We start from the raw sequence: 15,626 nt of genomic DNA, 5'->3' as shown, positions 1-15,626 counted from the left end.
CTTCTCCGATCAGACCTCTGCGGCCACGTCTATGACAGCTTCAGCAAACGCTTTGGGAGCTTCCTGCGGCAGATTGTGGCCAATGCCGCCCTTGATCGTCCGGTGCGAATATTTGCCCGAGAACATCTTTGCATAGGCGGACGGTTCGGGATGCGGAGCGCCGTTGGCGTCACCTTCCATGGTGATGGTGGGCACGCTGATGACGGGCGCTTGCGCAAGCCGCTTCTCAATGTCGTCGTACTTGGATTCGCCTTCTGCGATGCCCAGACGCCAGCGATAATTGTGGATCACCACCGCGACATGGTCCTGATTGTCAAACGCCTTGGCGCTGCGGTCAAAGGTGGCATCGTCGAAGTGCCATTGCGGGGAGGCAAGCTGCCAGATCAGCTTCGAGAATTCCTTCCGGTACTTGTCGTAGCCTTCACGGCCGCGTTCGGTCGCGAAATAGAATTGATACCACCACTGGAGCTCCGCCTTCGGCGGCAACGGCATCTTGCCGGCCTGTTGGCTGCCGATGAGGTAGCCGCTCACCGAGACCATCGCCTTGCAGCGCTCCGGCCACAGCGCCGCGATGATATTGGCGGTCCGTGCGCCCCAGTCGAAGCCGGCGATCGTGGCCTTCTCGATCTTGAGCGCGTCCATCAGCGCGATGATATCCGTCGCAATCGCCGACGGCTGTCCGTTCCGGACTGTCTTGTCAGACAAGAATCGCGTCGTGCCATAGCCGCGTAGATAGGGCACGATCACCCGATACCCCGCTGCCGCAAGCATGGGCGCAACATCGACGAAGGCGTAGATGTCATAGGGCCAGCCGTGCAGCAGGATCACGGGCGGGCCACCGGCCGGCCCCGCTTCGGCATAGCCGACATTGAGGAGGCCGGCGTCGAGCTGCTTCAGCGCCGCAAACGATGTGTTCGATCCCGGTCTGATCGCGGTCGTGCCAGCCTTCGCCGGCTTGGCGGCCTCCGCTGCGGCGGTCGTGCTCAGCGAGAGTTGCGCTGCTGCAAGTGTCATGGCGGCGCTGCCGAAGAAGCGGCGGCGATCACGGTTGATTTCGTCGGACATGCGTCTCTCCCGTTGTCGTGCGTTGAAATTAGCCCTTGTGTCCATCCAGGCGTGCAAGGAAGTTGCGGACGAGCGACGCGATCTCGTCGGTTGCCTCATCCAGCGCAAAATGGCCGGCTTCGAGGATATGGATCTCGGCATCCGGCACGTCGTCGCGGTAGGCCGTGGCGCCGGCGACCGCGAAGGACGGATCGTATTTGCCCCAGACGACCAGCGTCGGCGGTTGCGTCTTGCGCAACCAATCCTGCCACTTCGGATAGGAGGCGACATTGGTCCGGTAGTCCAGGAAAAGCGTGGTCTGGATCTCGGGCTGGCCGGGACGCGTCAGAAACGCGTACTCGTCGGTCCAGGTGTCGGGATCGTAGCGCTCAGGATGGGGACTTGCGCCGAGGTGTCGCTGCCGCGTCGCCTCGAAAGAGGTGAAGTTGGCCTTAAGCGCCTCAAGCTCGTGGGCCGGATCGACCCAGTATTTCTTCCGAGCATTCCAGAGCGGGCTGAGGCCCTGTTCATGCGACACTGCGTTCTGGATGACGATGGCACGAACTCGCTCCGGATGGGCCAGCGCCATCCGGAAGCCGACGGGCCCGCCATAGTCCTGCATGAACAGGACGTAGTTGGTGAGGCCAAGCTTGGTCGTAAGCTCGCCGATCACGCCAGCAAGATTGTCGAAGGTGTAGTTGAAATCGGACGGTGGCGGCGAACTGCTGTTGCCGAACCCGGGATAGTCCGGCGCGATGAGATGATACTTGTCCGCAAGCAGCGGCAGCAGGGGCTCCCACATCCGCGACGAGGATGGAAAGCCGTGGAGCAGCAGCACGGTCGGAGCGTCGGCGGGCCCAGCCTCGCGGTAAAAGATCTTGAGGCCCCGGATGTCGACCGTGTGATAACTGATCGAATGCCGGCTGGAAGGCAGATCCTGGGCGGACGCAGGAAGGGCCATACTGACCATAGCCGCTGAGACGGTAAGCAAGGTTGGCATATTCATGGCGCCGCGCCTTTCGTGTTTCGAGATATGGCCCAGCAATGACGTGCTAACCAGCCGCTACCATGATGGAATTGAGAGTGAGTCCGCTCACATCTTCACCGACTCGATCACGCCCATGCTGGGCAGCTTCCGCTCGGCGGACGACATTCGTCAGTTCGGGCGTGAAGCTCTCGTCGCCGTCCTCGATATGGCCGGTCAACCGTGCGGTGATTTCCTGGAACACCCAGCCATTGCCGTCGGGATCGCTGAATGAGGCGTAGGAGGCATAGCTCTTGCGCTGTGGATTTGGTCCTGCGGCCAGCCCGCCCGATCGGGCGTGGTGGAAGATGCCGGCGGTGTCGTGGAACGGGTCGCTAACTGCGATGCCGCGGCGATCTAGCTCGTTACGGGCGGACTCGATATCGGAAACGATCAGGTGAAGTCCCTGAACTGAACCCGGCAAAGCTGTCGTCACGTTCTTGCCGAAGATGACCGAACATCCGGAGCCGGGCGGCGTGAACTGGATCACGCGATAGTCGTCGCTGATGTAGTCGATATCGAGCCGCCAACCAAGATCGCCATAGAAGCGCTTGGCGCGGTCGGCGTCCGCGACGGGAAGGACGACGACCTCGAGCTTCATATCGAGCGTCTCGGTGGCAGCCGGTTCGCGGAGGCCCGCTTCGAGGATCTCGACGTCCTGGTCGACGGTGCCGCCGCTGATTCCGACGCCCGCGACCAGCTGGCCGTCGATGGTCAGCGGTGCACCGCCTCCCATGGAGCAGAATCGTCCGCCGGCGACGCCCATCAGCGGGAATAGCGACTGTCCCGGCTGCACGAGCGGAGAAAGATCGGCCGTGCGAAGTCCGACCAGCGCTGATGTGTAGGCCTTTCGCTCCGACAGCTCGAGCGAGAACGTCGGCGCTCCGTTCATGCGATGCTTGAGAATGATGTTGCCGTGCGTGTCGATGACGCAAACAGCCATCGGAACCTTGGCTTGAGCCGCTTGTGCTTCGATGCGTTCTGCGATCGTCTTGGTGTAAGAGAGCAAGTCCATGATGTCGGTCCTTTCCAATTGCTGCGATGTGCGAAGGAATGAGTTAGCTGCCGTCGTTCGGGCGCGTTAGCCGAGGCGCTCCAGATAAGATCCAAGGTGATCTTCTGCGTCGCCGGGACGGTGGAATCCCTGTTCGAAGAACGCCTTGATCCTGTCCTGGGCAGCCGGTCGGGTGACCGAAGTCATGCAGGTTTCCCAGCCGGCCGCGATCTCGACGTCGGGTGGCAGGCTCGCTGCATTGACGAGGCGCTTCGTGTTCGCGATCGCCCATTTGTCAAAGGACGCGATGCGGTTCGCCAGTGCGTCGACGAAGCTGTCGAGCTCCGCATCCGGCAGCGACCTGTTGACATAGCCGTAGGCCGCAGCGAGATCGGCGCCGATATCGTCCGAGCTCAGGAGAATTTCGAGAGCTCTCTGCCTGCCCATCTGCCCGGGCAGGCGCGCCATCGGTCCTCCGCCTGCGACCAGGCCGACGCCGACCTCCCATTGCGACAGGCGCGCTTTCTCGCGGCTGGCAAAACTCATGTCGCAGGCGAGCGCAATCTCGCTTCCGTTGCCTGTGGCACGGCCGCGTATCAGAGCGATCGACACGACCGGCATGCGGGTGATGCGGACGAGGATGTCCGGCCACGCTTCCAATCCAGTCGGCCCCTGCGGCAGATCAGTCAGGTCCTTGAAGTCGGCGAAGAAGTCACTGTGATTCAGAAAGAAGCCGTCGACCGCGCTGTCGAAAACGACGACCTTCACCTCCTTGTCGGCTTCGACCGTCGTGATGATCTCTCGAAACTCGCTAACAAGTTGCGGGCCCATCACATTGAGCGGCGGATTGTCGAAGGTGATCCGCCAATAGGCCGCCGAGCGGCGGGTGACTCTGATCTGCGTTGTGGTCTTCGTCGTCGCGTCCATTGTAGCCTCCAGCTCTCAGGCCGTCGTAGTGGCCGGGTTCATTTTTGCGCCAGTGTTCGGTCTCCGAGCGTCGATCGACGACGGAGTTGCGCAATCTTCAATGTTGGTGCGGTGGAGAGGTGCTCATCGCACCACTCCAGGAGCGCCTGCTTACGCGGCCGACTTGGCGTTCTGCGCCAGCGCGGTCAGCAGTGCCTTCGCGGCCGGGCCCGACGAATGCGGGTTCTGTCCAGTGATCAGGAGGCCGTCCTTGACGACATGGACGCCCCAGTTGGCCGTTTTCGAGAAGACGGCGCCGAGCTTCAGCATCTCGTCCTCGACGAGGAAGGGCACCACCTTAGTGAGGCCGACGTCTTCTTCCTCTCCGTTGGTAAAGCCGGTGACTTCCTTGCCTTGCACCAGCGGCTTGCCGTCGGGCGTCTTGACATGACGCAGCGCGCCGGTCGAATGGCACACCACCGCGATCGTCTTGCCGGCGGCGAGGAACGACTCGATCAACTTGACCGAGTTCATGTCTTCGGCGAGGTCCCACATTGGGCCGTGGCCGCCAGGATAGAAGAGGGTGTCGAAATCTTCCTGCCTGACGCTGTCGAGGCGAACGGTCTTGTCGAGCTGGGCTTCGGCGGCGGCATCCTTCTCGAAGCGCAGCGTGAGGTCGGTACGGGAATCGGGCTCGTTGCTCTTCGGGTCGAGCGGCGGGCGACCGCCTTTCGGCGAGGCGAGCGTGATCTCCGCCCCGGAATCCTTGAAGACGAAATAGGGCGCGGCAAGCTCCTCGAGCCAAAAACCGGTCTTGCGTCCGGTGTTGCCCAACTGATCGTGCGAGGTGATGACCATCAATACTTTCATAGCTGTCTCCCGTGATTGCGTTCGCTGTATGACGCACTCCGTTGCGACGGAGTTGCGGCGGCGTAAGTCTGATTTGAGCTCGCGACGTTGTTCGCTGCTCGTGAGACGCAATCTGCACCCAGGCCGGGCTGTTAGCTCGTTATGTATTGTTAGACGATGAGAGCGGAGAGTTATTGCCAAGCGTCTTGCGCGTTAGGCCGCTACTCGAAGACGGCGTCGAAGATCTCGACGTCGATAAGCACAGGCTTTGCCATCACGGTTCCGTCGGCCTGTAGGGTCTGCGAGCGGCGGAGGGTCGGGACCACAATTCCGCCGAAGTTCTCGTGCGCCCAGGAGTGGTGCGCGACGTGCGTGCCCAGGAGATCGTGATCGGTTCGGCGCTGTAAGGCGTTCTCGTCGAAGTAGAAGACTTGCTCGGACGCGAAGGTGATGAGGCTCGGGGGGAACTGCGCGCGAAGCCGCCGCCAGCTTTCGGCATTTTCCTGCCACGGCGGCAGCTCCTCCACGACGACGTCGGGATGGGCGAGCAGGAACGGGGTCGTGAGGTAGTTCCAGATCGCGACGCCGCAAAAGCACACCAGATGCAACTCGTCCGCCAGCCCGTGCACGCCGTTGGTGGGGAAGGCGAGGCTCGGGTTGCTCCAGGTCCGCAATATTTGGCCGTCCACACCTTCGATCGTGATCGCATCCGGCTGAAAGGAGCCGGACTGCTCGCCGCCGGTGATGCCGGTGAAGCGGACCGATTGTGTCCGCGTCGATCCCTCCGCGGTCACGTCCTTGAATTCGCGGGCATGTCCGGCGTCGGAGAACAGCGTGCCGCCAACGGAAAGATGTAGCGTAAACCGGTTCAAGCTATTCCAGCGGGCCAATCCGCCGCTGGCTTCGATCGCATCGTCAAGAAGTGCCATGTCTCGCTGCATCCACCATGAAGTATAACCACCATGGCGGGGCGGGTGCTGCTTGGCGTGTTAGAAGTTGTTAGGAGTTGCGAGAGCCTGATTTTACGGTATCCCGTTGAAGATGCTCTCAATTCAGCGCGCGCAGCAGTCCTTTTGCGGCGACCAGATCGCGGCTCGAGAGGCCTTCCTGATATTGCGCCACGAGCGGGGCGAGCAGAGTCTGCGCGTCCCCCGTCCGTCCGGTCCGCTGCCAGAGGCGGGCGAGGCTTGTCGCTCCCCGCAGCTCCCAGCCGACGGCGCATTGCCGGCGCGATAAGACCAGCGATTGCTGGAGATTGCCCTCGGCCTCCGCCGCCCTGCCGGACTGAGCCAAAATATCCCCCCTGACCCTGAGCATTTCCGGCATGTCGAAGGATTCGCCGTGATCGCCGATTTGGGCGATGGCTTCGTCGATCATGCGCAGGGCCTCATCGGACTGGTTCTGGGCCGCCAGACCCTCCGCGAGCGCCGTCGCAAACACCGTGGTCATGATCCGGTGCCGCGTCGCGTACAAGGTCGCCTGGCTGCGGCGAAGATGCTCAATTCCGCTGGTAACATCTCCGCGCCGGAGCAAAAGCTCGCCCTTCTGGCCAACGCCGACCGCTTGATAAGGGCCGAGGAAGTGCCGCGCGGAATGATCAATCAGCCGCTCGATCAAGCTTTCGGCGCTGGCCCAGTCGCCGACCCACAGATACACGTAGATGGTCCAGATCAGGGCAATGCCGAGCGTCAGAGGTTGCTCGAGCTGCTCAGCTTCCCGCACGGTGTATTTGGCCGCCTCGATCGCCCGATCGGGCCGGCCGCTGAGCCAGAGCCCGCGGGCCAGTGCGACCAGCGCGACGATGCGGTCGTCATAGCCGAGATGCCCGATATTCAGCCGCTGCGAACTCGGATTGTGGACCATTGCGCTTTCGCAGAATTGGACGGCCTTGTCCTGGTTGCCGATCAAATGATGCGCGACGCCCAGCATCCACTCGACATTGAGTGTGCTGGTCGGGTCGTTCAGTTTCCTAGCCACGGTCTCGCACTGTTCGCCGGTCCCGAGCGCGCCGCGAAAGTCTCCGACCCGGGTCAGGTAGATGTGCAATCCGCGCAACAGCCATAGCTGCCAGTGCAGGTCGTCGAGCTCCTGGGCCAGTTGCAGGCTTCGCGTGAATGCGGATCGCACCCCTTCGGTATTGCCCTGCGTAAACATCACGGAGACGCCGAGGGCTGCCTGCAATGTCATTTCCTTGCGGCTGTCGATCGCGACCGCCTCGATAGGGGCAAGCGCCTGCTGGGTCCAACCGTAGCATTCCGTCAGCAGAGTCAGTTCGAGGAAGAATTGCGCTGCCGAGGCCGCCAGATCCACGCCGATGGCACGGTCGCCGCTCTCCGAAAAGCTCCAGGTCAGCGCGGCGCGCACATTCGGCAGATGGTCGGCATAGGGCAGGAACCCACCCGCGCTCTGCATGCCGTTGGATTTAATGGCAATGTCGTGCAGGAAGTCGCGGAAATATTCGGCGTGGGCGCGTGCGACGCGGACGGCTTCTCCGCTCTCGACCAGTTTGTCGCCGGCAAAGGCGCGGGTGGTGTCGAGTAGGCGGTATCTCAACCTCCGTTCCGCAGGCGAGGTCGCGATCAGGGATTTCGAAAGCAGGTTCGAGATCGCCTCGACGGCCTCCGCCTCGCTGATGCCCTGAGATGAGGCGACGGCAAGCGCAGCTTCCAGCGTAAACGGCCCGACAAATATCGATAAACCGCGCAAGGTGGCGCTTTCTGCTGCGGGCAGCAGGTCGTAGCTCCAGCTGAGCGCTGCGCTTAGCGTTTGATGCCTGGGAATTGCGGTGCGGCGCCCCCGCCACAAGAGCGAGAATCGGCTGTCGAGCAGTGAGGCGGTTCCGGCGATCCCGTAGGCGTTGACCCGTCCGGCGGCAAGCTCGATCGCGAGTGCAATGCCGTCCAGACGCCGGCAGATATCGGCGACGAGCGGCGCATCCTCTTCGCTGAGTTCGAATTCGCTCAGGCTTTCGGCAATCCGTTCGACGAAAAGCTGGCTCGCCGGATAGGCGAGGATGTCGGCCATGCTGAGTCCGTCGCGGCGTGGCGGACAATCCAGCGGAAACAGCCGGTACACGCGCTCGCCTTCGGTGCGAAAGGACTCGCGGCTGGTGGCGAGAACATGCAGCTCGGGGGCCTCCCGCACGATGCGTTCGGCCAAGGGGGCGAGCTCGTCGAGGATATGTTCGCAGCTGTCGAAGAGCAGCAGCATCCGCCGGCCGCGCAGAAACGTCAGCAATCCCGGTATCGGGTCGTCGGAATTGACCGTCAGGCCGAGGCCCGCCGCGATCGTGCTGGGAACGAGCCGCGGGTCTGTCAGCGCGCCGAAATCGACGAAGCAGCCCTGGCCATCGAGACCCGCAACTTGACCATGTGCGACGGCGAGTGCGACCGAGGTCTTGCCGATGCCGCCGGGGCCGACGATGGTGACGAAGCGGTGCAGGGAGAGTTCGGCAGAAATCTTCTCGACGGCGTCGTCGCGCCCGATCATCTTCGCGAGCGGTGCGGGCATGGCGCGCGGCGAGGCGACTGTCGCCCTGGGCCGGTTCTCCAAAGGCGCGGCGCGGAGCAGCGGCGCCGCGAAACAATAGCCGCGGCCAGGCACGTTGACGACGTAGCGGGAACCTTCGCCGGCATCACCACCCAAAGCCTTGCGCAGGGACGTGATGTGGAAGCGCAGGCTGCCTTCGTCGACATTCACGTCGGCCCAGACCCGTTTGACCAATTCCCGCTTGTCGACGACCTCGCCGGCACGCTCGGCGAGAAAGATCAGGATGTCGAGCGCGCGGCCGCCGAGGTGAAGTGGGGTGCCGTCCTTCTCGAGCAGGCGCGACCTCGGGAACAGCCGAAAGGCCCCGAAGGAAATAGCTGTGTCCTGGTCGTTGGTGTCTGGCACGCGCCGTGTTTCCAGCGAAAGGAAAGTGCTGCTGTCTGTCTGATCTATCAGAACGACGCCTTGAGTAAACCGGCCGAAAACGGCGAAATCGAGCAGGGCCGGCCAAAAGCGCAGGGACGATACGTCGCCAATTTCGTTTAAACACGAACGGCTTGTACGGCAATCGGGAAAATTTGGGAGAGTGCGTTTGCACTGATGCAGCAGTCACGCTCTGCAACTATCGCGTGCCATCGGTCATAACAGAATCTTGCAACGTCTAACGAGCGTAACCCGCGGCTCTCCCTCAGTATAGCTTTCGAGCTAGGTCCTATTTCCAACGGGGAGGCTATGATGACCGCTATCGGCTCTCGACCGAACGACAAGGTCTTTCGATCTCAATTTGTCGCCAGTCTCGACGACGCATCGCGTGACTGGGAACTCGTGTTGCGGGAGTCCCATCATCGGATGAAGAACACTTTGACGCTCCTGGGTGCGTCAGTCCGCCGCGATTTCACGCGGCCCGGGATGAGGGATATGTCGGTCGCGGTGGACCGGCTGGAGCGGCGCATCGTGGCCTTCGGCAGGCTCTATCAACTTTTGTCTGATGACGACGATCTGGCGATGGTCTCTGTCGAGGCCTTCTTCGAGAGCCTTTTTGGCGCGATCTCAGAGGCGGTGCTGGAGCCTGTGGGCATTCGCTGCGAGGCTTCGATCGAGACCGGCATGCTGCCGGCGTGGCAATGTCATCGGCTCGCGCTTATGCTGACGGAGCTGGTCACGAATGCGGCAAAGCATGCCTTCCCGAACAAGAATGGCGCACTGATCCACATCAATATCGCAAACCGCGAGGGTTGCTGGCTCTGCACGGTGGCCGACAACGGCATCGGTGCGACCCGACCGCTTCAGGGGGCCGGCAGCCGGATTCTGGAAGGTCTCGCCCGCAGCATCGACGCCCGGATGCATGGCGAGGCCGGGCAGGGCGGCACGCGTGTGACGATCGCGATGCCGTTTGGGGGCACTTGAAGATCGGCTCTGCTTGCAACCGCTAACGGGCCCTAACATTCCATAACGAGCAATTGTCTCCGGTCTGCGCGAAATTGATGGTGCCAGAAGCGGGCTTCGCCTCGAACCCGCGCGTCAAATCAGGGAGTTCGACATGACCACGACCGAGATGAACCGCGAAACCGACGCAAAGCCCGCGAAATCGCGGAGAGTTGATCTCAAGCTCGAGGTCATCGTCATTCCTGTGTCGGATGTCGACCGCGCCAAATTGTTCTACGCAAATCTCGGCTGGAGACTGGATGCCGATTTCGCCTCAGGCGATGGCTGGCGCGTGATTCAGTTCACTCCGCCGGGCTCGGCTTGTTCGGTGATCTTCGGCAAGAATGTTACGGCCGCGGCGCCCGGCTCGGCGCAGGGCCTGTATCTGATCGTCTCCGATCTGGAAGCGGCGCGACAGGATCTGCTCGACCGCGGCGTCAAGGTCAGCGATCCCTTCCACAGTGCCGGCGATGTTCACGCCGGTCCGGATGAGCCGTATCTGTCCGGTCGCGTCCGCGTCAACGGTGCTGACCCACAACGCGGCAGCTACAGCTCGTTCGCCTCCTTCAGCGATCCCGATGGCAATGGGTGGCTGTTCCAGGAGATCACGACACGGCTGCCCGGCCGCATCGAGGCAACCGAGACGACGTTCACGTCGTCAAGCGAGCTTGCCGGCGCGTTGCGCCGCGCAGCAGAGGCGCATGGCGAGCACGAGAAGCGCACCGGCGGCCACGACGACAACTGGCAGGACTGGTACGCCGATTACATCGTGCGCGAGCAGGCCGGCCAGCCGTTGCCGTCCTGAGTTTGCGGGACTGCTGCGAGAAATATCATTCGCAGCGCGCGCGTAGTTCTCGCGCCATTGAGATTCTAATCGATCCTAATTCGATGCCGACACGGCGCCCGATCATGCCGTTCATCTTGCGCCGTGATTGCGTTTGTATCGTACATATCGGCGAAGACCGTTCCTGATCTCTGCTCTCGCTTCTCTGCACTGCCACGACTCGCAACGGCTAACGCGCTCTAACAATCCATAACGAGCAAATCCGCGACGCCTGCGCCAATCTCTCTGCACGACGAACCGACGTGTCGATTTCGAATTCAGTCAGCGTCACCGACCAAAACCAGGGAGATCCAACATGACCACGCAAGCACGTATCGACATCCTGAACCCCGACCGCCGCCAATTGCTGAGCCAGGTCGCGATGACCGCGGTTGCCGCGAGCGTAGCGAGCCTGCTGCCGTTGCATCCGGTGAAGGCCGCTGCGAGCGGCGCGATCCGCCCCTTCCACGTCAGCGTGCCGGAGGAGCATCTTCTTGACCTCCGCCGCCGCCTCGCAGCGACGCGCTGGCCGGATCGTGAGATCGTTGCCGACCAATCGCAGGGCGTGCAGCTGGCGACGGTCCAGAAACTGGTGCGCTACTGGCAGACCGACTACAATTGGCGCAAGATGGAAGCGCGGCTGAACGCACTGCCGCAATTCGTCACCGAGATCGACGGCGTCGACATTCATTTCATCCACGTGCGCTCCAGGCACGACAATGCGCTGCCGATGATTGTCACGCACGGCTGGCCCGGTTCGATCATCGAGCAGATGAAGATCGTCGGCCCACTGACCGATCCGACCGCGTACGGCGCGAAGGCCGCCGACGCGTTCGATCTGGTGATCCCATCGCTGCCCGGTCACGGCTTCTCCGGCAAGCCGACCGAACTCGGCTGGGATCCGCAGCGTGTCGCGCGCGCCTGGGTCGTGCTGATGAACCGGCTCGGCTACAACCGTTACGTCGCCCAGGGCGGCGATTGGGGCAATGCCGTGACCGAGCAGATGGCACTGCTGGCGCCGCCAGAGCTCCTTGGCATCCATACCAACATGCCCGCCACTGTTCCCGACGATATCGCCAAGGCACTTCAGCCCGGCGGTGCGCGGCCGTCCGGCCTCTCGGGCGACGAGAAGTATGCCTACGATCAGCTCGACGATTTCTACAAGCACGGACTCGGCTATGCCATCGAGATGTCGAACCGGCCGCAGACGCTCTATGGCCTCGTGGACTCGCCGGCGGGCCTGGCGTCCTGGATGCTCGATCACGATGCGCGCAGCACCGCGATGATCGCGCGGGTGTTCGACGGCAAGACGGAAGGGCTATCGCGGGACGATGTGATCGACAACATCACGCTGTACTGGCTCACCAACACGGCGGTGTCGTCGGCGCGGCTGTATTGGGAGAACAAGCTGGTGTTCTTCGAACCCAAGCACATCAAGATCCCGGTCGCCGTCAGTGTCTTCCCGGACGAGATCTACGCCGCGCCGCGCAGCTGGGCCGAGACGGCCTATCCCAAGCTGATCCACTACAACCGGCTCGACAAGGGCGGGCATTTCGCGGCCTGGGAGCAGCCCGCGCTGTTCTCTTCGGAAATGCGCACTGCCTTCCGTCCGTTGCGCCAGTCGATCTGAGGCGAGCAGGGACGCGCGTTTCCGCGCGTCCCGTCCTTCAATCCATGTCAGGAATCGAGCCATGAACCGTCCCGAACGCACCTTCACCACGGAAAACATCCGCCTGGAGCGCCGCTTGGCATCATACTGGCGCGTCACCTTCGATATGCCGCCGGTCAATATCTTTGGTCCGAGGCATCTTCCGTTGCTCAACGACATCGTCAACGCGATCGAGACCGATCCGCAGGTGAAGGTTGTCGTGTTCGACAGCGCCGTCGAAGGCTTCTTCATCACGCATTATGACTTCCTCGCGCCGCTCGAGGACTCCCTCAGCATCCCGCCGGGGCCGACCGGCCTTCAGGCGCTGCCCGATATGCTGGTGCGTCTCAGCCGCGCGCCGGTCGTGTCCATTGCCTCGATCAGAGGCCGCGCGACCGGCGTCGGCAGTGAACTCGCTCTCGCAAGCGACATGCGCTTCGCCAGCCGCGAGAAGGCGATCCTGTCGCAATGGGAAGTCGGGGCCGGCCTCGTGCCGGGCGGCGGGCCGATGGCGCGGTTGCCTCGCCTGATGGGCCGCGGCCGCGCACTCGAAGTGCTGCTCGGTGCCGACGATATTCATGGCGATCTCGCCGAGCGCTATGGCTACGTCAACCGGTCGCTGCCGGATGCCGAGCTCGACGGTTTCGTCGAGGCGCTCGCGATGCGCATCGCATCCTTCGACAAGGACGCCCTTGCCGAGACCAAGCGCCTCGTCGATGTCGCAAGCCTGCCGCCAGACATGGAGATTAAGCCAGAGTGGGACGCGTTTCTGGCCTCGCTCGGCCGCCCCGCAAGCCAGACCCGCATCAAGGCGCTGATGGCGCGCGGCTTCCACCGCGCAGGCGACGTCGAAAACCGGCTGGGCTTCCACGTCGGACAGATCGGTGGCTAACGGAACCGCTGCGGCGTTCAATCGGTTGGAACGGCGAGAGGCGGTCGTGCCAATGTCGCTTTCCTCCGGTACCGAGCGCCGGTGCTAAAAAATCAACAAGGAGAATTGAGATGATCCGCAAGGCAACAGCAGTCTGGAAGGGCACCGGTCGCGACGGCACGGGCCATATATCCAGCGAATCCGGCGTGCTCGCCGAGACGCCCTATTCGTTCAAGACCCGCTTCGAGAACGAGAAGGGCACCAATCCCGAGGAATTGATCGCGGCGGCCCATGCCGGCTGCTTTACCATGGCCCTGGCGTTCGGCCTTCAGCTCGCCGGCTTTACGCCGGACGAGCTCTCGACGGAAGCCGCGGTCACATTGGAGCCCGAAGGCAAGGGTTTCAAGATCAGCAAGTCGGCGCTCACTCTGCGCGCCAAGGTGCCGAACCTCGACGATGCAGGTTTCGCGAAGATCGCTGGCGAGGCCGAGAAGAACTGCCCGGTGTCGAAGGTGCTCAACGCCGCGATCACGCTCGATGCCAAGCTGACCTAACCGAGCACAGGGAGCGCTGCCATGTCTCGCCCAGATCTGCCTCGCCAACATCAGCCGGATGAAGACAGGTTCCGGGCGATCCTGCCCGAGGACATCGCATGGCAGCCGTTTCCCGCGTTCCCGTCAGGCGCGAAGCTGGCCGTGATGGTCGGTCACCCCAGTGAACCCGGACCCTACGTGGTCCGGGTGAAGGTGCCTGGCGGCATCAAGCTGATGCCGCACAAGCATCCAGAAGATCGGATCTACACGGTCATGTCAGGTGTGTTCTACATCGGGCTCGGCGAGACTTTTGATGGCGACAAGGTCAAGGCCTATCCGCCGGGCAGCGTCGTCGTCCTGCCCGGCGAGACCTGGCATTTTCACTGGGCGAAGTCCGGCGAATACGTCACGCAGGTTTCCGCGATCGGCCCCTTGGGTCTAGAGTATCACGACGACCATGATGACCCGCGCCTGCATGCAACGGCGTAATAAGGTCTTGGACATCTTGACGGAACGATGGAGCATGGAATGACGACGGAACGCGCAGTTTTGGCCGGAGGCTGTTTCTGGGGCATGGAGGATCTCATCCGCAGGCAGCCTGGCGTGACCTCCACCCGCGTCGGCTACACCGGCGGTGCGGTGAAGAACGCGACCTATCGTAATCACGAAGGCCACGCCGAAGCGATCGAGATCGTTTTCGATCCCGCGAAGACGAGCTACCGGACCATGCTGGAGTTCTTCTTCCAGATCCACGATCCCACCACGCTCAACCGTCAGGGCAATGACCGGGGCACGAGCTACCGCTCCGCGATTTTCTATACGTCCGACCAGCAGAAGCGGATTGCCGAGGACACCATCGCCGACGTTGAGGCCTCAGGCCTATGGCCCGGCAAGGTGGTGACTGAGGTCGCGCCCGTCGGCGAGTTCTGGGAGGCCGAGCCTGAGCATCAGGATTATTTGGAGCGCTATCCGGACGGCTACACCTGCCACTTCATCCGGCCCGACTGGAAGCTGCCGCGGCGCGCGGCGGCCGCAGGAAGCTAGACCGCAGCTTCGCGGGCCTGATTGAGGCATAGGGCATACCGCCGCCGCGCGGGAGTTGCCACCAGAGCCTATGAGATCGTCGATCAACCTACGATGCTGTCATCGTCGGGCCGACGGTGCGCGAAACCACTTGTGCTTGGTTTGAAGACGGTCACCAGCTTTCACGGAAGTGCGGGAGCGCAGATGTGTGAATTATCCTCTTCGCGTGCCGGCGACAGTTTTCCAGGATCGAGAACGCGTTGCCGCCCGGCGCATCTCCCGTCATCGGCAGATCACGTTCACCGCCTTGCGGGCAATTTCCCTCAGTTCGGCGCGGGAAGCGCCGGCGCGGGCGCGGATCGAGATGGTGTGCATCGTGGCCGACGCGAGGATCGCGAGCGTCGCGGGATCGGCATCGCGCTTCAGTTCGCCCGTGTCCTGTGCACGGCGGAAGCGCGCCTCGAAATCCGCGTCGATCGCGCGAAGGCCTGTCGCAACGCTTTTCCGGATCGCTGCATCTTCCGCGGTTTCGGTAACTGCTGTGCCGACTACAAAGCAGCCGCGCGCGTGTCCCTTACCCGAAAAATAGATCGACAGCGCCGCGTCGTAGGCAAGCATCAGCGCTTCGTCCAAGGGATGGTCCCCCGCGAGGGCCTCGCGCGTCGCGGCAAGGCTGATGTCCCAATAGCCTGCGAGCGCCTCGAGATAGAGGGCATGCTTGTTGCCGAAGACAGCATAGAGGCTCGGCGGGCTCATGCCGGTGGCTGCCGCCACCTTGTCCAGGGAAGTTCCGGAGTAGCCGGTCTTCCAGAAGGTCTCGGTGGCTCGTTTGAGGGCTGCCTGAGCGTCATAGGCGGGTGGCCGCCCCCGCCGTGCGGGGCCCGTTTCGCTGCTTTTTCGCGCCATATCGTCAAAACCTCGGCTGCCTGCGTCGTCATGGATATTTGTATGGGTCGTTATAAAAATCAATGGGTGGGGGCTTGATTGCCGATCCCCG

Annotated in this window: 15 protein-coding genes; 7 read left to right on the top strand and 8 right to left on the bottom strand. The window is 62.7% G+C overall.

The genetic code is table 11. The features are described from left to right. Positions 1-9: 9 nt before the first annotated feature. From ACPPVR_RS28300 to ACPPVR_RS28270, 7 genes are all read right to left on the bottom strand, one after another. A complete protein-coding gene (locus ACPPVR_RS28300; protein ID WP_426609849.1) occupies positions 10-1,065 on the bottom strand; it encodes an alpha/beta fold hydrolase in 1,056 nt (351 codons plus the stop codon). A gap of 28 nt (positions 1,066-1,093) precedes the next feature. Next, a complete protein-coding gene (locus ACPPVR_RS28295; RefSeq protein WP_426609848.1) occupies positions 1,094-2,005 on the bottom strand; it encodes an alpha/beta fold hydrolase in 912 nt (303 codons plus the stop codon). 91 nt (positions 2,006-2,096) lie between these two features. Further along, positions 2,097-3,083 carry a heme-binding protein gene (locus ACPPVR_RS28290; protein WP_426609847.1) on the bottom strand — a complete coding sequence of 329 codons (987 nt, stop codon included), beginning with the start codon at positions 3,081-3,083 and terminating at the stop codon, positions 2,097-2,099. A 66-nt stretch (positions 3,084-3,149) separates the two neighbouring features. Then, positions 3,150-3,989, bottom strand: a complete 840-nt coding sequence (locus ACPPVR_RS28285) for an enoyl-CoA hydratase/isomerase family protein (RefSeq protein ID WP_426609846.1) — start codon at positions 3,987-3,989, stop codon at positions 3,150-3,152. Between the two features lie 150 nt (positions 3,990-4,139). Then, positions 4,140-4,838: a type 1 glutamine amidotransferase domain-containing protein gene (locus ACPPVR_RS28280; RefSeq protein WP_426609845.1), complete on the bottom strand. Its 699-nt coding sequence runs from the start codon at positions 4,836-4,838 to the stop codon at positions 4,140-4,142. A gap of 200 nt (positions 4,839-5,038) precedes the next feature. After that, the gene (locus tag ACPPVR_RS28275) at positions 5,039-5,746 is read right to left on the bottom strand and encodes a hypothetical protein (RefSeq protein WP_426609844.1); all 708 of its coding nucleotides are present in this window, start codon (positions 5,744-5,746) and stop codon (positions 5,039-5,041) included. 118 nt (positions 5,747-5,864) lie between these two features. Next, the gene (locus ACPPVR_RS28270; RefSeq protein WP_426609843.1) at positions 5,865-8,711 is read right to left on the bottom strand and encodes an ATP-binding protein; all 2,847 of its coding nucleotides are present in this window, start codon (positions 8,709-8,711) and stop codon (positions 5,865-5,867) included. 330 nt (positions 8,712-9,041) lie between these two features. Here ACPPVR_RS28270 and ACPPVR_RS28265 point away from each other — a divergent pair, with 330 nt between their 5' ends. The 7 genes from ACPPVR_RS28265 (at position 9,042) to msrA (ending at position 14,650) form a co-directional block, all read left to right on the top strand. After that, positions 9,042-9,713, top strand: coding sequence for a sensor histidine kinase (locus ACPPVR_RS28265; RefSeq protein WP_426609842.1), 672 nt, complete (start codon positions 9,042-9,044; stop codon positions 9,711-9,713). A 133-nt stretch (positions 9,714-9,846) separates the two neighbouring features. Continuing rightward, positions 9,847-10,536 carry a VOC family protein gene (locus ACPPVR_RS28260; RefSeq protein WP_426609841.1) on the top strand — a complete coding sequence of 230 codons (690 nt, stop codon included), beginning with the start codon at positions 9,847-9,849 and terminating at the stop codon, positions 10,534-10,536. A gap of 334 nt (positions 10,537-10,870) precedes the next feature. Then, positions 10,871-12,184, top strand: coding sequence for an epoxide hydrolase family protein (locus ACPPVR_RS28255; protein WP_426609840.1), 1,314 nt, complete (start codon positions 10,871-10,873; stop codon positions 12,182-12,184). Positions 12,185-12,245: 61 nt separating this feature from the next. Beyond that, the gene (locus tag ACPPVR_RS28250) at positions 12,246-13,094 is read left to right on the top strand and encodes an enoyl-CoA hydratase/isomerase family protein (RefSeq protein WP_426609839.1); all 849 of its coding nucleotides are present in this window, start codon (positions 12,246-12,248) and stop codon (positions 13,092-13,094) included. A 110-nt stretch (positions 13,095-13,204) separates the two neighbouring features. Further along, positions 13,205-13,627 carry an OsmC family protein gene (locus ACPPVR_RS28245; RefSeq protein ID WP_426609838.1) on the top strand — a complete coding sequence of 141 codons (423 nt, stop codon included), beginning with the start codon at positions 13,205-13,207 and terminating at the stop codon, positions 13,625-13,627. A gap of 21 nt (positions 13,628-13,648) precedes the next feature. Further along, positions 13,649-14,095, top strand: a complete 447-nt coding sequence (locus ACPPVR_RS28240; protein ID WP_426609837.1) for a cupin domain-containing protein — start codon at positions 13,649-13,651, stop codon at positions 14,093-14,095. Positions 14,096-14,134: 39 nt separating this feature from the next. Next, positions 14,135-14,650 carry a peptide-methionine (S)-S-oxide reductase MsrA gene (msrA, locus tag ACPPVR_RS28235; RefSeq protein WP_426609836.1) on the top strand — a complete coding sequence of 172 codons (516 nt, stop codon included), beginning with the start codon at positions 14,135-14,137 and terminating at the stop codon, positions 14,648-14,650. Positions 14,651-14,911: 261 nt separating this feature from the next. On the opposite strand, the gene ACPPVR_RS28230 is transcribed toward msrA, so the two are convergent. Next, entirely contained in the window at positions 14,912-15,535 is a 624-nt protein-coding gene (locus tag ACPPVR_RS28230) for a TetR/AcrR family transcriptional regulator (protein ID WP_426609835.1), read from the bottom strand. Positions 15,536-15,626 lie beyond the last annotated feature (91 nt).

Origin of the sequence: Bradyrhizobium sp. McL0616, assembly GCF_049993385.1 — a bacterium.
Lineage (GTDB): Bacteria > Pseudomonadota > Alphaproteobacteria > Rhizobiales > Xanthobacteraceae > Bradyrhizobium.
Note: the sequence above shows the minus strand (reverse complement) of the source record. Positions and strands in the feature narration are given on the sequence as shown.